This window comes from Caballeronia sp. LZ065, assembly GCF_031450975.1.
Classification (GTDB): domain Bacteria; phylum Pseudomonadota; class Gammaproteobacteria; order Burkholderiales; family Burkholderiaceae; genus Caballeronia.
This window is the reverse complement of sequence record NZ_JARUXV010000001.1, coordinates 2844012-2860098: the sequence shown is the minus strand read 5'-3', so window position 1 is coordinate 2860098 and position 16087 is coordinate 2844012. Positions and strand designations below refer to the sequence as shown.

The window sequence follows — 16087 nt, the reverse complement described above, 5'->3', positions numbered from 1 at the left end:
TAATAGGGAATGCAAATCGGAAAAGAACATCATGTTGAAGCAGCGAACAATCAAGACCGTCGTCAAGACCGTGGGAATCGGGCTCCATTCCGGCCGCAAGGTCGAGCTGACGCTGAAGCCCGCGCCGGCTGACACGGGCATCGTGTTTTCGCGGATCGACCTGCCCCAGGCAGTCGATATCCCTGCGTCGGCGATGTCGATCGGCGATACCCGGCTCGCGTCCGTGTTGCAGAAGGACGGGGCGCGCGTGTCTACCATCGAGCACTTGATGTCGGCGTGCGCGGGCCTCGGCATCGACAATTTGTATGTCGATGTCACCGCCGAGGAAATCCCGATCATGGACGGCAGCGCGGCTTCCTTCGTGTTCCTGATCCAGTCGGCGGGTATCGAAGAGCAGAATTCGCCGAAGAAATTCATCAAGGTGACGAAGCCCGTCGAGGTCCGCGACGGCGACAAGTTCGCCCGTCTCGAGCCGTATTTCGGCTTCAAGCTGAGCTTTACCATCGACTTCCGTCATCCGGCCGTCGACAAGACCGGTCAGGCGCTGGAAGTGGATTTCGCAACGACGTCGTATGTCCGCGAGATTGCCCGGGCCCGCACGTTCGGCTTTGCGCATGAAGTCGAAATGATGCGCGAACTGGGTCTGGCGCGCGGCGGCAGCATGGACAACGCCATCGTGCTGGACGAGTACCGCATCCTGAACAACGACGGCTTGCGTTACGACGACGAGTTCGTCAAGCACAAGATGCTCGACGCCATCGGCGACCTTTACGTGGTGGGGCATCCGCTGCTGGCTTCGTACAACGCGTACAAGGGCGGCCACGCGATGAACAACATGCTGCTGCGCGAGTTGCTCGCGCACGAGGATGCCTACGAGATCGTCACGTTCGAGGACATCAAGCAAGCGCCGCGCGGTTTCGGCTTCGACACGCAAACGGCATTTGCCTGATCAAACCGGCTGGTGGCAACAAGAGATGAGCGACGCGCAAGCGCCGCTCATTTTTTTTGCCCGGGCCGATGACGCGACGCCATGCGCGCCAGCGCTTCCTGAAGCGGCGACGGTTCGAGCGTTTCGGCCAGTTCCTGCAGCGCTGATGCGCCCGCCTGCGACATGCGCGCCTGCTTCGGCTGCGCGGGCTCTTTCATCGACTGCGGACGCACGCGGATGCGCAACGCATTGACGGCCCAGCCGCGCGCCTGAAGGTCCGAGAGAAGACGGGGTTCGAGATGCCGCAGGCGCGCGGCGAGCGCATTGTGCGCGGCGAACAGCGCCAGCACGCCGTCCTTGATGAAGCCGGGTTCCACGTTCGAAGCAAGATAATCCGGCAGCAGTGCGCCCAGATCGCGCTGCAGTGCGGCGACCTGCTCGACGCCCGCGCGCAGGGCCTGGAACGCATCGGTGCGGCCGAGCACGTCGGCGACGGCCTGCGGGCGGCGCGGATCGACCTTCCAGGTGCCTTGCCTTGAATTTGTAGAAAAGCGGCTCATTTTGCTTGGGTGCGGACCCTGACAGGACCGTTCGGTGACACGTTCGATTGTACGTCAGGCAAACGGCAGCGCCGGACGAGGTCCAGAGGAAAACGCATGGCACAGAAAGCTTTCGGCGGGTTGACTGTCGCATTGCGCCGACGCGCGCGCAGGCAAGCCGACGCAAGGTCTGCCGGAGTCGCGTGCTAAAATTCCCGATTCGAATTTCACCCTATGGACTTAAGTCGCCGAGGTTCTCCGAGCCCGGACGCAGCTTGGTGCTGTCGCCCGTCCGAAGCCGCGACGCAGACATTGATCCGATGACGACCGGTTTCCTTCAAAAGATTTTTGGCAGCCGCAATCAGCGGCTGATCAAGCAGTACCAAAAGACCGTTACGGCGATCAATGCGCTCGAGCCGACCGTCGAGAAGTATTCGGACGATCAACTGCGCGCCAAGACCGACGAATTCCGTCAACGTGTCGCGGGCGGGGAGTCGCTGGACGTGATCCTGCCCGAAGCGTTCGCGGTGTGCCGCGAAGCCAGCCGGCGCGTGCTGAAGATGCGTCACTTCGACGTCCAGCTGATCGGCGGCATGGTCCTGCATTACGGCAAGATCGCGGAAATGCGCACCGGCGAAGGCAAGACGCTCGTCGCCACGCTGGCCGCCTATCTGAATGCGCTGTCGGGCCGCGGCGTGCACGTCGTCACGGTGAACGACTACCTCGCGCAGCGCGACGCCGAATGGATGGCGCGCCTCTACAACTTCCTCGGCCTGTCCTGCGGCGTGAATCTCTCGCAGATGGCGCACGAGCAGAAGCAGGAAGCCTACGCCGCGGACATCACGTACGGCACCAACAACGAGTTCGGCTTCGACTACCTGCGCGACAACATGGTCTACGAGCCGAACGCGCGCGTGCAGCGTCCGCTCAATTTCGCGATCGTCGACGAAGTGGACTCCATCCTGATCGATGAAGCGCGCACGCCGCTCATCATCTCCGGTCAGGCTGAAGACCACACGGACCTGTACGTCCGCATGAACGCGCTGCCGCCGCTGCTCGAACAGCAGATCGGCGAGGAAAAGGCCGACGGCACGGGCGTCGAAAAGCCGGGCGACTACACGCTGGACGAAAAGGCGCGGCAGGTGTTCCTGACCGAGTCGGGCCACGAGAAGGCCGAGCGCCTGCTTGCCGAGTGGGGCCTGATTGGCGAGGGCGAGAGTCTCTACGCGCCGCAGAACATCACGCTGATGCACCACGTGTACGCCGCGCTGCGCGCACACACGCTGTTCCATCGCGACCAGCATTACGTGGTGCAGGAAAGCGAAGTCGTGATCGTCGACGAATTCACCGGCCGCATGATGACCGGCCGCCGCTGGTCGGACGGCCTGCATCAGGCGGTGGAAGCGAAAGAGCACGTGCAGATCCAGGCCGAGAACCAGACGCTCGCCTCCATCACGCTGCAGAACTACTTCCGCATGTACGCGAAGCTGTCCGGCATGACCGGCACGGCGGACACCGAAGCCTACGAATTCAACGAGATTTACGGTCTCGAAACCGTTGTGATCCCGACCAACCGGCCGCCGAAGCGCGTCGACAAGCAGGATCAGATCTACAAGACGGCGAAGGAACGGTATGACGCGGTGATCCGCGACATCCAGGACTGTGTCGAGCGTGGCCAGCCTACGCTGGTCGGCACGACGTCCATCGAAGCGTCCGAACTGCTGTCCGACCTGCTCGGCAAGGCCGGCGTGCGTCACGAAGTGCTCAACGCGAAGCAGCACGCGCGGGAAGCGGCCATCGTCGCGGAAGCGGGACGTCCGGGCGTCGTCACCATCGCGACGAACATGGCCGGCCGCGGTACCGACATCGTGCTCGGCGGCAATGTCGAGAAGCAGGCGTCGTTCATCGAGGCGGATCTTTCGATTCCCGAAGACGAGAAAGCCGCGCGCATCCAGAAGCTGCACGACGAATGGCAGACGCTGCACGACAACGTGAAGGCCGCGGGCGGCCTGCATATCATCGGCACCGAGCGTCACGAGTCGCGCCGTATCGACAACCAGCTGCGCGGCCGCGCGGGCCGTCAGGGCGATCCGGGTTCGTCGCGCTTCTATCTGTCGCTGGACGATCCGCTGCTGCGCATTTTCGCGGGCGACCGCGTGCGCGCCATCATGGATCGCCTGAAAATGCCGGAAGGCGAGCCGATCGAAGCGGGCATGGTCACGCGGTCCATCGAGGGCGCGCAGCGCAAGGTCGAAGCGCGCAACTTCGACATCCGCAAGCAGCTGCTCGAATACGACGATGTCTCCAACGACCAGCGCAAGGTGATCTACCAGCAGCGCAACGAACTGCTCGAAGCGAACGACGTGCAGGAAACCATCGCGGCAATGCGCCAGAGCGTGATCGGCGACGTGGTGCGCACGTTCGTGCCGGCAGGCAGCATCGAGGAACAGTGGGAAGCGCCCGAGCTGGAAGAGGTGCTGCGCAACGAATGGTCGCTGGATCTCGCGGTGCAGGAGATGATCAACGAGTCGAATTCGATCGACGCCGAGGAAATCTCCGAAGCCGTGCTCGCCGCCGCCGACGAAGCGTACGAAGCGAAGGTGACGCTGGTGGGCCGCGAGTCGTTCAGTGCGTTCGAGCGTTCGATCATGCTGCAGACGCTCGACAGCCGCTGGCGCGAGCATCTGGCCGCGCTCGATCACCTGCGTCAGGGTATCCATCTGCGCGGCTATGCGCAGAAGAATCCGAAGCAGGAATACAAGCGCGAGGCGTTCGAACTCTTCGCCGCGATGCTCGATTCCGTGAAGCAGGAAGTCACGCGGGTCGTGATGAACGTGCAGATCCAGTCGCCGGAACAGCTGGAAGAAGCGGCCGAGCAGTACGAGGAGAAGGGCAGCCATCTGGAGAACGTGTCGTTCCAGCACGCTGACTTCAATGCGCCGGCGGCCGAACCCACGCCGGCCGCCAGCGCCGCGAACGCCGCTGCGCAGATGGTCAGTCAGGCCATGGCCGGCGCGGGCGGCGAGGACGTCAGCGTCGTGACGCGCGGTGTCGACGACGTGCCGAAGGTCGGCCGCAACGATCCCTGCCCATGCGGCAGCGGGAAGAAGTACAAAAACTGTCACGGCAAGCTGGCTTAATCACTGCTGACACAGAACAGGCGACGCAGCGATGCGTCGTTTGTTTTTGCAGATTCGCTTATTCACGGCGCCGGTCCGGCTCAGCCGGTCCGCGTCAGTCTTTCATCCCGTGCCGGTGCACCTTCCGGCACGCGCCACCCTCAGTGAGACGCGAACATGGCCGTCAACTTTCCCTCGATCGATCCCGCAGCGCTTCATCCCGTCGCCGGCGTCACGCTAGGCTGGGCCGAGGCGAATATCCGCAAGCCCAATCGCAAGGATGTGCTCGTCATTCGCGTCGATGAAGGCGCGAGCGTCGCCGGCGTGTTCACCACGAATCGCTTCTGTGCCGCGCCGGTCATCGTGTGCCGCGAGCATCTCACGGCGGCGGGTCAGGGCGGCAAGGGCATTCGCGCGCTCGTCGTGAATACCGGCAATGCGAACGCGGGCACGGGCGAGCCGGGCATGGTGATCGCGCGCGAAACCTGCGCGGAACTGGCGCGCCTGGCCGGCCTCGACGCGCAACAGATCCTGCCGTTCTCGACCGGCGTGATTCTCGAGCCGCTGCCGCTCGACCGCCTGAAGGCCGGGCTGCCCGCCGCGCTTGAGAACCAGCAGGCGGCGCACTGGTTCGACGCGGCGCAAGCCATCATGACGACCGACACGCTGCCGAAGGCCGCGTCGCGTCAGGTCACCATCGACGGGCACGTGGTCACGTTGTCGGGCATCAGCAAGGGCGCGGGCATGATCAAGCCGAACATGGCGACGATGCTCGGCTTCCTCGCCTTCGACGCCAACGTCGCGCAGCCGGTGCTCGACGCGCTCGTCAAGCACGTGGCGGATCGCTCGTTCAACTGCATCACGATCGACGGCGATACCTCGACGAACGATTCGTTCATCCTGATCGCGTCGGGCAAGTCGAGCTTGCCCGCCATCACCTCCACCGATTCCCCGGCCTACGCCGCCCTGCGCGATGTCGTGACCGAAGTGGCGCAGGAACTGGCGCAGCTGATCGTGCGCGACGGCGAAGGCGCGACCAAGTTCATGACCGTGACCGTCGAAGGCGGGCGCGACGCGGCGGAATGTCGTCAGATTGGCTACGCAATCGGTCATTCGCCGCTCGTGAAGACGGCGTTTTACGCGTCGGATCCGAACCTCGGCCGCATTCTCGCGGCGATCGGCTATGCCGGCGTGACCGACCTCGATGTCGGCAAGGTCGATCTCTATCTCGACGACGTGCTCGTCGCGAAGGCCGGCGGGCGCAATCCGGATTACAAGGAAGAAGACGGCCAGCGCGTGATGAAGAAGAGCGAGATCGCGATTCGCGTACTGCTGGGTCGCGGCGACGCGCAGGCCACCATCTGGACGTGCGATCTCTCGCACGATTACGTGAGCATCAACGCCGACTATCGCTCCTGATCGGACGGCGCGCAACGATACCGACAATGGACAAGCTCGAACAATTTCTCACGCGCGCCGAGGCGGTGCTCGCGCGCATCGAAGGCATGTTGCCGCCCGCGGCGCCGGACATCGACTGGGAATCCGCGATCGCGTTCCGCTGGCGCAAGCGTCAAGGCCGCGGCTTCCTGCAGCCGGTGCCGGCCATTTCGCTCATCTCGCTCGACGACCTGCAGAACATCGATCGCCAGAAAGGGCTGATCCAGCAGAACACGTTGCAATTCGTGAAGAAGCTGCCCGCGAACAATGTGTTGCTGACGGGCGCGCGGGGCACGGGCAAGTCGTCGCTGATCAAGGCGTGTCTCAATGCCTACGCGAAGGACGGGCTGCGACTGATCGAAGTGGACAAGGACGATCTGCACGATCTCGGCGATATCGTCGATCTGATTGCGGCGCGGCCCGAGCGCTTCATCGTGTTCTGCGACGACCTCTCGTTCGAGGAAGGCGAGTCGGGCTACAAGGCGCTGAAGGTGGCGCTCGACGGTTCGGTCGCCGCGCAGTCCGACAACGTGCTGATCTACGCAACGTCGAACCGCCGCCATCTGCTGCCCGAGTACATGAGCGACAACGAGACGTACAAGCACACGTCCGATGGCGAAATTCATCCGGGCGAAGTGGTCGAAGAAAAGATCTCGCTGTCCGAGCGCTTCGGCCTGTGGGTCAGCTTCTACCCGTTCAAGCAGGATGATTACCTGGCGATCGTCGGCCACTGGCTGAAGCACTTCGGCTGCGCCGACACGGAGATCGAAGGCGCGCGCGGCGATGCGCTGGTGTGGGCGCTCGAACGCGGCTCGCGCTCGGGACGCGTGGCGTGGCAGTTCGCGCGCGACTGGTCGGGACGCAAGCAGTGAGCGGCGCACAGAGCGATCTCGCGCCCGACGGCCGCAAGGTGACGGAAGTGGCCGTCGGCGTGATGGTGGAGCACGACGGCCGCTATCTGCTCGCGCAACGGCCCGCCGGCAAGCCGTATGAGGGTTACTGGGAGTTTCCGGGCGGCAAGCTGGAGGCGGGCGAGAGCATCGAGGCGGCGCTCGGGCGCGAACTGCACGAGGAACTGGGCATCGACGTCACTGCATGTCAGCTGTGGCGCACGCTCGAGCACGATTATCCGCATGCCTACGTGCGCTTGTTCTTCTGCAAGGTGACGGAGTGGAAGGGCGAGCCGCTTGGCCGCGAGGGACAGGCGATTGCGTGGCAGACGCTGCCTGTCGAGGTCGCGCCACTACTTCCGGCGGCCATCCCCATTCTGGAATGGCTCGAAGAGGAAGAGCGGGAATAGGCTGCGGAGCTTCGTCTAGTTAAGACCGCCGTGCTGGTCGTCGTCCGGCGGTGTTTCCTGCGCATTACCCGCGATCTTGTACTTCTCGGCCGCCCACGCGCCGAGATCAATCTGCCTGCAGCGCTCCGAGCAGAACGGGCGAAAGCGGTTTTCAGGGACCCAGCGGACTTCCTTGCTGCAGGTCGGGCATTTGACGACAGTGGTCATGACGTGTGCGATTCGAGCCGGTTACAGACGGTATTTGACCATATGAGGCCAGACCGCTCCGGATTCAAAGGCTGCAAAGCGTCAGATGAAACGGCACGTCGACGTCGACTGCGCGCGGCTTGAGGTCGCCGTCCTGCACCGTGAAGCGCACCCACAGCATGTACTTGTTCGCGCTCGCTTCAGGAATGACGCGCGTATCAGGCGAAACGCGCACCTGCATCAGCTGATAGGTGCGCCCGGACAACATCTGCTGATAGCTACCCTGCATGGCCATCACTTTCGACGCCTGACCGGACTCGCGCGCGAGGCGCAGGACGATGGCGGCCGCGTCGCGCAGCGCGAGCATCGGCATGACCCATTTGGCGATGTCCTGGCGACGTTCCTCCACGGGCAACTGCTGCCACGCGTAATACGACGGAAGATCGAACTTGCAGGTGCCGCCGGGAATGATGGTGCGGCTGCGGATGCTCGCGAGCCATTCGTTGTCCGCGAGGTGCTGGCCCGTCTTGCCGTGCATGTCGGTGAGGCCGGCGAGCGTCTGCTCGATTTCACCGAGCACCGCTTCCAGGGCTTCCTGTTCGATGCCCGGGTTGCCGCGGAACGGCGCGAGCGTTTGCCGCTGCCGCTCGAGTTCCTTCATGAGGTCGGCTTTCAGATCCGTACGGCCCGCCACTTCGGCGATTTCGAAGAGCGTCGTGAGCGCGACGTGATGTTCGCGCGCGTCTTCCTGAGTCAGAAAGAACGTGAAGCGCTCGAACAGGTCTTCGAGCCGCAACAGCGTCCGGATGCGCTCGTTGAAGGGGTACTCGTAAAGGATCAAGCGCGCTCGCCTCGGCGTGGGTCGGTTGCTTCCATGAGCGGAAGTGAGCACATTCTAATGCCGCATCCTCACCCTAGCAAATCAGGGCAAAATCGGGCTTCTCGTTGCGTCTTTCGACACAAAAGCGGGAACTTTTGGGACGTTCGGGCAACTCAGGCGCTGCCGTTTGCGAGTGCCAGATAGCGCGCGTGAAGCGTGTTCACCTGGTCGGCAAGTTGATCGAGGGTGGCGGCATCGTCGTTAAGGACGATGTCGTCGGCGGCGGCGAGCCGGGTTTCGCGCGACGCCTGCTTCGCCATGATCGCGAGTACCTGTTCGCGCGCGAAGCCGTTGCGGCGCATGACGCGCGCGATCTGCGTCTCGACCGGACAGTCGACCACGAGGACGCGCGACACGCGCTCCGACCACGAGCCGGATTCCACCAGCAAGGGCACGACCACGATGTGATACGGACCCGTTGCCGTGTGACGCTGCCGTTCGGTCTCGGCGCGGATGAGCGGATGCACGATGGCTTCGAGACGTGCTTTCGCGGTGTCGTCGGAGAAGACGAGCGTGCGCATTTTCGCGCGGTCCAGCGCGCCGTCCGCCGCCACGAAGTCCTGGCCGAACTCGGCGGCGATCAGCGGCATGGCGACGCCGCCCGGCGCCGTGATCCGGTGTGCGATGAGGTCGGTGTCGATCAGCGGTAAGCCGCGCGCCGCGAACAGATCCGCGACCGTGCTTTTGCCGCTGCCGATTCCTCCGGTGAGTCCGATACTGAACATGCGTGCGGGTTCTCCTTTGATGCCGAAGCGTTCATCCGAACATGGCGTACAGCGGGGTACCGACGAACAGCGTGATCGCTCCGCCGGCCGCAAGAAACGGTCCGAACGGCAAGGGCTCTTCGAAGCGCATGCGCTTGCGCATCGTCGCGACGATGCCGAATGCCGCGCCCGCGATGGCCGCGATCAGAACGACTTGCGCGAGCGGCGCCCAGCCGAGCCACGCCCCTATTGCGGCGAACAGCTTGAAGTCGCCGTAGCCCATGCCTTCCACGCCGCGCGCGAGCTTGAAGAGCCAGTACACGGACCACAGGAACAGATAGCCGACGATCGCGCCGGTCACCGCGTCCTGCAAGCTGGCGAAGCCGGTGTCGCCCAGGTTGACGATGAGGCCCGCCCACAGCAGCGGCAGCGTCAGCACGTCGGGGAGATAGCGCGTGTCGTAGTCGATGAGGGCCGCGACGAGCAGCGTCGCGCAGAGGCCAAACGCAGCGACCGAGTTCCATCCCGGACCGTACGCGTACAGCGCAAGCGCGGCGAGCGCGCCGGTTGCGAGTTCGGTCAGCGGATAGCGCGGGCTCACGCGGGCGCCGCATGCCGAGCAACGCCCGCGCTGCGCGAGATAGCTGACGACGGGAATGTTCTCCCAGGCGCGCAACACATGCTTGCAATGCGGACACGCGCTGCGCGGCACGGCGAGGTTGTAACGCGCGGGGTAGGGGTCGGTTTCGGCAGGGCTTGAGGCTTTCGACGCATCCGCAGCAGCGGCTTCGACTTCCGCCCGCCAGGCGCGCTCCAGCATGACCGGGAGGCGATGCACGACCACCGTCAGGAAGCTGCCGATCACGAGACCGAACACGATGGCGAATCCGTACTGCGCGGCGACGGGCAGCATCGCGAAGGCTTCCGCATAGCGGCCGGCGACATGCGCGGCGGACGGATCGAACGAGGGTTGCATGATGAACGATGGATGGCTTTGGCCCGCGATGCTACACCACGTTGCCGAGCTGAATGATGGGAAGATACATCGCGATGACGAGACCGCCCACGAGCGCGCCCAGCACCGCAATGACGATGGGTTCGCACAGGCTGGCAAAGCCGCCGATGCGCTCGTCGACCTGACGATCGGCCAACGTGGCGAGATCGAGCAACATGGCGTCGAGCGAACCGGATTCCTCGGCGACGGCGATGGGCTGCACCACGTCCGGCGGGAAGCAGCCCGGTGCACGCATGGCGACAGCGAGCCGCTCGCCGTTGCGCAGGCGCGCTGCGATCTCGACGGTTGCACGGTCGAAGACGCGGTTTCCGGTGGCGTGCGTGAGCGAGTCGAAGGCATCGGACAGCGGCGTGCCGGCGGACAGCAAGGTGCCGAGCGCACGGCTCCAGCGCGCCACCGCCAGCGCGCGCAACAGCGAGCCGACCAGCGGCAAGCGCAAGCTCAGACGATCCGCCGCTTCGCGCGCATCGGGCGAACGCTTCAGCCAGCGCCACGCGGCCAGCGCGAGACAGCCCGACGCCGCGACGAAGGGCACGCCGAAGCGGGCGACGCCGTCGGAAAGCGCGAGCACGAAGCGCGTGGGCGCGGGAAGCGCGGCGCCGAAGCCGTCGAAGATCGTCTTGAAGGTGGGCACCACGCCGATCAGCAATCCCGCCGTGATGGCCAGTGACAGCAGCAGCACCATCACCGGATAGGCCAGCGCGGCACGCAGCCGGGCGCGTTGCGACGCGGCGCGTTCGCGATCGTCCGCGAGACGCCCGAGCACCGCGGGCAGCGCGCCAGCCACTTCGCCGACCGAGATCAATTGGCAATAGAGCGTGCCGAACGCGTCTGGATGATGCGCGAGCGCAGCCGAGAACGGCAGGCCGCGCGTGATGCCGCGAGATAGCGCGCGCACGATGCGCGGCAGTCCGCTGCGCGTCGTGCTGTTTCCGATCAGGTCGAGCGCGCCGGCGAGCGGCAGGCCCGCGCGCAGGAGGCTGGCCAGCTGGCGCGTGAAAAGGGTGATTTCGGCAGCGGTGGCTTTCGGCGGCGGAGCGACCCCCGTCATGTCGAGCGTGGTGACGATGACGCCGTCGCGCCGGAGCGACGCGCGAGCGGACGGTGCATCGACGGCGATGATCCGCCCGCGCTGTTCGCGGCCGTCCGCATCCAGCCCGCGCCAGGCGTAGCGCAGCTCGGTTTCTTCCTGGATGGCGGCGCGCATCATTCGAGCTCCGTGGCTTCGGCGGCCTCGGCGACGCTCGTCACGCCTTCGCGCACCCGGGCGAAGGCCGCGTCGCGCAGGGCGGGCATGCCCTGCGACTGGGCGGCGCGCGCAATGGCATGCGTGGCGGCACGCGCCACGATCAGTTCGCGAAGTTGATCCGATACGGGCATCAGTTGATGCACGCCGATCCGCCCGCGATAGCCGATGCCGTGACACGTCGGGCACCCGCGCGGCTCGAAGGGATGAAACCCGCTGTCCAGCGCCAGCGCCGAAGCTGCGCGGCACGCCGTGCAGAGCTTGCGCACGAGTCGCTGGGCGGTGACGAGCCGCAACGCCGACGCGAGGTTATAAGGCGCGATGCCGATGTCGATGAGCCGGGCGATGGCGGCGGGCGCGTCGTTGGTATGCAGCGTCGAGAGCACGAGATGGCCGGTCTGCGCGGCCTTCACGGCGACATCGGCGGTTTCGGCGTCGCGAATCTCGCCCACCATGATGACGTCCGGATCCTGCCGCATGAACGCCCGCAGCGCGACGGCGAAGGTCAGCCCCGCCTTCTCGCGCACGCTCACCTGATTGATGCCGGCCAGCTGGATCTCGACCGGATCTTCCACCGAACATAGGTTGCGCGCTTCGGCGTTCAGCAATTGCAGGAAGCAATAGAGCGAAAGCGTCTTGCCGCTGCCGGTGGGCCCCGTCACGAGCACGAGCCCGTGCGGCGCGCGGATCGCCCCTTCGACGACGCGGCTCTGCGAACCATCCAGTCCGAGCGCGCCGAGCGACAGATCGGGCGGCAGCGCGTCGAGTCGCCGCAGCACGAGTTTTTCGCCGAACAGCGTGGGCAGCGAGTTCACGCGATAGTCGCCGACCTGCCCGCCCGTCAGATGCAGACGCAGCCGGCCGTCCTGCGGCACGCGCCGCTCGGCGATGTCCATGCGCGCCAGCACCTTGATGCGCGTGACGAACGCGTCGCGCAGATGCGGCGGCGGACGCCTCAGCACATGCAGCACGCCGTCGACGCGCATACGGATGCGCCAGTCATGCTCGGCAGGTTCGACGTGAATGTCGGATGCGCCGCGCGCAGCTGCTTCGCGCAGCGTTTCGGCAAGCAGTGAGACGGCCGGCGCCTCGTTGTCCGGGGCGGGGTCGGCGATGCGGGGCGGGCGCGTGAAGGCTTCGCGCGAAGGTTGTGTCATGGCGTGAGGTCGTCGCAGTCGGAATGAATTGATCATCCCGCTTGCGCGCCAGCACGCCCAGTCGTCCGAACGGCTAGCGCGCGCTGCGCCGGGCCGGCGGCGTCGGCTGGAAAATCTTCACCGTGCGGATGGCCTGATCGTCGCTGCGCATCACTTCGAAGGTCACGCCGGCGATGCGCACCGAGACGTCGCCGTCCGGAATGTCTTCGAGGGTTTCGAGGATGAGTCCGTTGAGCGTCTTCGGGCCGTCGGTCGGCAGGGTCAGGTGCAGCCAGCGGTTCAGTTCGCGCAGCGGCATGCTGCCCGCCACGATGCATTCACCGTTGGCGTCCCAGCCGCCGCGCGAGCCGGCGCCGCGTGGAATCGTCGTGGTGAATTCGCCGATCAGTTCCTCGATGATGTCCTCGGGCGTCACGAGTCCCTGCAATTCGCCGTACTCGTCGACCACGATGGCAATCCGCTGGCCGCTTTCCTGGAAGTACTGCAATTGCTGGAAAACGGGCGTTCCAATGGGGACGAAGTAAGGTTCGGAAAGCAGTTCGCGCAGCGTCTCGCGTTCCAGCTCCTGGTTATGCAGCGCCGACAGCGTCTTGCGCACGTGCAGGATGCCCATCACGCGGTCGATGTCGCCCTGATAGACCAGCAGCTTGTTGTGATAGCAGGTTTCGAGCTGATGCAGGATCTGGTCGAACGGCGCGTCGAAGTCCAGCGCCTCGATGCGACGGCGCGGAATCATCACGTCATCGACGGAGATGTTCTCGAGATCGAACAGATTCAACAGGATGCTGCGGTGCTTGGTCGGCATGAAGCTGCCGGTTTCGAGCACGATGGTGCGCAGTTCCTCGGGCGAGATGCGCTGGTCGCGCTTGTTCTTCGTGTTGATGTGCAGCGCTGCGAGGATCGCGTTGGCGAACAGGTTCACGAACCAGATGAGCGGCCGCCCGATGCGCATCAGCGGCGCGAGGATCAGGCTCGCGGGCAGCGCGACCTTTTCGGGATACGTCGCGCCGACGATCTTCGGCGCAATTTCCGCGAACACGATGATGAGGAACGCGATCACGCCGGTCGTGATCGACAGCACCATGTTGTTGTGGCCGAAGGTGCGCAGCGCGATCGAGGTGGTGAGCACCGGGATGATCGTGTTGATCAGATTGTTGCCGATCAGGATCACGGACAGCAGCTGGTCGGTCTTGGCGAGCAGGCCTTGGGTGGTGCGGGCCCGCAGCGAACCCTGGCTCGCGAGGTATTTCAACCGATGACGGTTGAGCGCCATCATCGATGTTTCGGAAATGGAGAAGAAACCGGACAGGAAGAGCAGCAGAAAGATGGCGCAAATTTGCGCCCATAAGGGGAGGCTGTCCACGCGATTGGTCGGTAGGGGCGGAGATGGAAGGAAATATAGCAGACGGATTTCCGACCTTGCCGCAGGCCCCGTTGACTGAGACTGAAGGAGCAGGCAGAAACACGGCCGCCGGAAACAAAAAACCCGCATGGCGGACCATGCGGGTTTCGGAAATTCTGGTCGGGGTGAGAGGATTCGAACCTCCGGCCTCTACGTCCCGAACGTAGCGCTCTACCAGGCTAAGCTACACCCCGAATTTTACTGCACCTTACTCGAAACAGACTCTTTCGTTGCTTTAGTCTCTTTCAAGACTGCCGCGATGTCGAGTAAGAACATAATTCTAGCAGGCTCTCTTTGTAGATGGAAGAGGGGAACGAAGAAATCGCATCCGCCGCCGCTTCGGCTTCCTTGCGCGCGCACTCCAGCGTGTGATCGAGCGCGCCGGACGTGGTGATCGCGTGGAAGATCGTGTCGAAGCGGTCGGTGCCGCCTTGTTCGATCGCCTCGCGTGCAAGCGCCGCCTGTTCCGGCGTGCCGTGCTCCATCAGGTAGATGAGCGGCAGCGTGGGCTTGCCTTCGCGCAAGTCGTCGCCGGCGTTCTTGCCCATCGACTCGGGCGTGCCCGTGTAGTCCAGCCAGTCGTCCATGATCTGGAACGCCGTGCCGATGCGCCGGCCGAATTCCGCCGCCGCCGCTTCGGTGCACGCATCCGCGCCCGACAGCACCGCGCCCAGCTGCGCCGCCGCTTCGAACAGCTTGGCCGTCTTGTAACGGATCACCTGCATGTAGCGCGCTTCGTCGACGTCCGGATCGTGCATGTTGAGCAACTGCAGCACTTCGCCTTCGGAAATGATGTTGGTCGCGACCGACAGGATCTCCATCACGCGCATCTTGCCGACGCTCACCATCATCTCGAACGAGCGCGAATACAGGAAGTCGCCCACCAGCACGCTCGCTGCGTTGCCGAACAGCGCATTGGCCGTCTGGCGGCCGCGCCGCAGGTCGGATTCGTCGACGACGTCGTCGTGCAGGAGCGTTGCCGTGTGGATGAACTCGACCACGGCGGCGAGTTCATGGCGATGTCCGGTGGTGTCCCCCAGCGCGCCCGAAACCAGCAGCAACAGCGCCGGACGCAGCCGCTTGCCGCCCGCGCCGATGATGTACTCCGAAATCTGGTTGATGAGCATCACTTCTGATGCCAGGCGCTGCCGGATGACGCGATTGACCTGCTGCATGTCCTCGGCGATCGGGGCGAGCAGTGCGGCGGCGTTGGGGGAGGAAGTGGCGGTGGACGACATGATCGGCGGTTAAGGTAATCCGGCGGATTATAAGGCGAATCGGCCGGACGACGGGGGCACGCCGTGACGCGTCCGCGGGTATGAGGAAATTTCGGACCGTTCGACGGCATTTCACCGAGGTTCGCATGGGGTCTGGGTCAGCGCGGCGACAGGCAAAGCGCGCTTTGACCTCGGGCGTAACCCCATGTATAATCGCGTGTTTTCCGCGCGTGGTGCGTGGAAAGTCTTCGTGATCTCCAGGAAGGTACAGGAAATCCGGAGAAACAAGTTTGAATTCAGAGTGAGGTTCTCAATGTACGCGGTCATAAAAACCGGCGGCAAGCAGTATAAGGTTGCTGTCGGCGAAAAATTGAAAGTAGAACAGATACCGGCAGACATTGACGCTGAAATCACGCTCGACCAGGTTCTCGCAGTAGGCGAAGGTGAATCGATTCAGTTCGGTACGCCGCTGGTCAGTGGGGCTTCCGTCAAGGCTACCGTCGTGTCCCAAGGTCGTCACAAGAAAGTGACCATCTTCAAGATGCGTCGCCGGAAGCACTACCAAAAGCACGCTGGCCATCGCCAGAACTACACCGAACTGCGCATCGACGCGATCAACGCGTAAGCGCACCGGTTAAGGAGCTAAGCAAATGGCACACAAAAAAGCAGGCGGGTCTTCCCGCAACGGCCGCGACTCCGAGTCGAAGCGCCTCGGCGTGAAGGTGTACGGCGGCCAGGCAATCAACGCAGGCGGCATCATCGTTCGCCAGCGCGGCACGCGCATGCACCCGGGTGAGAATGTCGGCATCGGCAAGGATCACACCCTGTTCGCACTGGCCGACGGTCACGTCAAGTTCGTGACCAAGGGCGCTGCCCGCAAGCATACGGTCGTCGTCGTCCCGGCAGCGTAAATTTTACGCACGGGCTTCAGGACCGAAAAAAGGATCAAGGCCGCAA

At 64.3% G+C, this 16087-nt stretch carries 16 protein-coding genes and 1 tRNA gene; 7 read left to right on the top strand and 10 right to left on the bottom strand.

Annotated features, from left to right (window positions below; translation table 11 throughout):
• Nucleotides 1-31 precede the first annotated feature (31 nt).
• The gene (lpxC, locus tag QCE63_RS13220) at nucleotides 32-949 is read left to right on the top strand and encodes a UDP-3-O-acyl-N-acetylglucosamine deacetylase (protein ID WP_309833422.1); all 918 of its coding nucleotides are present in this window, start codon (nucleotides 32-34) and stop codon (nucleotides 947-949) included.
• 47 nt (nucleotides 950-996) lie between these two features.
• Here the strand turns inward: lpxC and QCE63_RS13215 are convergent, their stop codons facing one another.
• Nucleotides 997-1488, bottom strand: a complete 492-nt coding sequence (locus tag QCE63_RS13215) for a DUF721 domain-containing protein (RefSeq protein ID WP_309833420.1) — start codon at nucleotides 1486-1488, stop codon at nucleotides 997-999.
• Nucleotides 1489-1787: 299 nt separating this feature from the next.
• On the opposite strand from QCE63_RS13215, the gene secA reads away from it, so the two are divergent.
• The 4 genes from secA to mutT all read left to right on the top strand — a co-directional run bounded on the left by secA (nucleotide 1788) and on the right by mutT (nucleotide 7323).
• Complete coding sequence (gene secA, locus QCE63_RS13210; protein ID WP_309833419.1) at nucleotides 1788-4607, top strand: preprotein translocase subunit SecA; 2820 nt, start codon at nucleotides 1788-1790, stop codon at nucleotides 4605-4607.
• Between the two features lie 156 nt (nucleotides 4608-4763).
• Complete coding sequence (gene argJ, locus QCE63_RS13205; RefSeq protein ID WP_309833418.1) at nucleotides 4764-6005, top strand: bifunctional glutamate N-acetyltransferase/amino-acid acetyltransferase ArgJ; 1242 nt, start codon at nucleotides 4764-4766, stop codon at nucleotides 6003-6005.
• A gap of 26 nt (nucleotides 6006-6031) precedes the next feature.
• Nucleotides 6032-6895, top strand: coding sequence for an ATP-binding protein (locus QCE63_RS13200; protein ID WP_309833417.1), 864 nt, complete (start codon nucleotides 6032-6034; stop codon nucleotides 6893-6895).
• Nucleotides 6892-7323, top strand: a complete 432-nt coding sequence (gene mutT / locus QCE63_RS13195) for an 8-oxo-dGTP diphosphatase MutT (RefSeq protein WP_309833416.1) — start codon at nucleotides 6892-6894, stop codon at nucleotides 7321-7323. The genes QCE63_RS13200 and mutT overlap by 4 nt, the downstream gene beginning before the upstream one ends.
• 15 nt (nucleotides 7324-7338) lie before the next feature.
• Here the strand turns inward: mutT and yacG are convergent, their stop codons facing one another.
• The 9 genes from yacG to QCE63_RS13150 form a co-directional block, all read right to left on the bottom strand.
• The gene (gene yacG / locus QCE63_RS13190) at nucleotides 7339-7530 is read right to left on the bottom strand and encodes a DNA gyrase inhibitor YacG (protein WP_309833414.1); all 192 of its coding nucleotides are present in this window, start codon (nucleotides 7528-7530) and stop codon (nucleotides 7339-7341) included.
• 64 nt (nucleotides 7531-7594) lie between these two features.
• The gene (gene zapD, locus QCE63_RS13185) at nucleotides 7595-8350 is read right to left on the bottom strand and encodes a cell division protein ZapD (protein WP_309809957.1); all 756 of its coding nucleotides are present in this window, start codon (nucleotides 8348-8350) and stop codon (nucleotides 7595-7597) included.
• A gap of 152 nt (nucleotides 8351-8502) precedes the next feature.
• Entirely contained in the window at nucleotides 8503-9114 is a 612-nt protein-coding gene (gene coaE, locus QCE63_RS13180; protein ID WP_309833413.1) for a dephospho-CoA kinase, read from the bottom strand.
• 31 nt (nucleotides 9115-9145) lie between these two features.
• Nucleotides 9146-10069, bottom strand: a complete 924-nt coding sequence (locus QCE63_RS13175) for an A24 family peptidase (RefSeq protein WP_309833412.1) — start codon at nucleotides 10067-10069, stop codon at nucleotides 9146-9148.
• 31 nt (nucleotides 10070-10100) lie between these two features.
• On the bottom strand, nucleotides 10101-11318 hold the full coding sequence (locus QCE63_RS13170; RefSeq protein ID WP_309833411.1) for a type II secretion system F family protein: 1218 nt from the start codon (nucleotides 11316-11318) through the stop codon (nucleotides 10101-10103).
• Nucleotides 11315-12511 (bottom strand): GspE/PulE family protein, encoded by a 1197-nt coding sequence (locus tag QCE63_RS13165; protein ID WP_309833409.1) that lies wholly within the window; start codon nucleotides 12509-12511, stop codon nucleotides 11315-11317. Before QCE63_RS13165 ends, QCE63_RS13170 begins: the two co-directional genes overlap by 4 nt.
• 73 nt (nucleotides 12512-12584) lie before the next feature.
• Nucleotides 12585-13874: an HlyC/CorC family transporter gene (locus tag QCE63_RS13160; protein WP_309833407.1), complete on the bottom strand. Its 1290-nt coding sequence runs from the start codon at nucleotides 13872-13874 to the stop codon at nucleotides 12585-12587.
• Between the two features lie 156 nt (nucleotides 13875-14030).
• Nucleotides 14031-14107 (bottom strand) — tRNA-Pro (locus QCE63_RS13155).
• A gap of 51 nt (nucleotides 14108-14158) precedes the next feature.
• Nucleotides 14159-15151, bottom strand: coding sequence for a polyprenyl synthetase family protein (locus QCE63_RS13150; RefSeq protein ID WP_309833405.1), 993 nt, complete (start codon nucleotides 15149-15151; stop codon nucleotides 14159-14161).
• 292 nt (nucleotides 15152-15443) lie between these two features.
• On the opposite strand from QCE63_RS13150, the gene rplU reads away from it, so the two are divergent.
• A complete protein-coding gene (gene rplU, locus QCE63_RS13145; protein ID WP_008342953.1) occupies nucleotides 15444-15755 on the top strand; it encodes a 50S ribosomal protein L21 in 312 nt (103 codons plus the stop codon).
• 25 nt (nucleotides 15756-15780) lie between these two features.
• On the top strand, nucleotides 15781-16041 hold the full coding sequence (gene rpmA, locus QCE63_RS13140) for a 50S ribosomal protein L27 (protein WP_014192314.1): 261 nt from the start codon (nucleotides 15781-15783) through the stop codon (nucleotides 16039-16041).
• The last annotated feature ends 46 nt before the right edge of the window (nucleotides 16042-16087 follow it).

Excerpts from the sequence above, each read along its gene's own strand:
- QCE63_RS13170 (WP_309833411.1), bottom strand. The coding sequence starts at position 11,318 with ATGATGCGCGCCGCCATCCAGGAAGAAACCGAGCTGCGCTACGCCTGG.
- lpxC (WP_309833422.1), top strand. The coding sequence starts at position 32 with ATGTTGAAGCAGCGAACAATCAAGACCGTCGTCAAGACCGTGGGAATC.
- yacG (WP_309833414.1), bottom strand. The coding sequence starts at position 7,530 with ATGACCACTGTCGTCAAATGCCCGACCTGCAGCAAGGAAGTCCGCTGG.
- coaE (WP_309833413.1), bottom strand. The coding sequence starts at position 9,114 with ATGTTCAGTATCGGACTCACCGGAGGAATCGGCAGCGGCAAAAGCACG.
- argJ (WP_309833418.1), top strand. The coding sequence starts at position 4,764 with ATGGCCGTCAACTTTCCCTCGATCGATCCCGCAGCGCTTCATCCCGTC.
- rplU (WP_008342953.1), top strand. The coding sequence starts at position 15,444 with ATGTACGCGGTCATAAAAACCGGCGGCAAGCAGTATAAGGTTGCTGTC.
- QCE63_RS13165 (WP_309833409.1), bottom strand. The coding sequence starts at position 12,511 with ATGACACAACCTTCGCGCGAAGCCTTCACGCGCCCGCCCCGCATCGCC.
- secA (WP_309833419.1), top strand. The coding sequence starts at position 1,788 with ATGACGACCGGTTTCCTTCAAAAGATTTTTGGCAGCCGCAATCAGCGG.
- rpmA (WP_014192314.1), top strand. The coding sequence starts at position 15,781 with ATGGCACACAAAAAAGCAGGCGGGTCTTCCCGCAACGGCCGCGACTCC.
- QCE63_RS13175 (WP_309833412.1), bottom strand. The coding sequence starts at position 10,069 with ATGCAACCCTCGTTCGATCCGTCCGCCGCGCATGTCGCCGGCCGCTAT.
- QCE63_RS13150 (WP_309833405.1), bottom strand. The coding sequence starts at position 15,151 with ATGTCGTCCACCGCCACTTCCTCCCCCAACGCCGCCGCACTGCTCGCC.
- QCE63_RS13215 (WP_309833420.1), bottom strand. The coding sequence starts at position 1,488 with ATGAGCCGCTTTTCTACAAATTCAAGGCAAGGCACCTGGAAGGTCGAT.
- QCE63_RS13200 (WP_309833417.1), top strand. The coding sequence starts at position 6,032 with ATGGACAAGCTCGAACAATTTCTCACGCGCGCCGAGGCGGTGCTCGCG.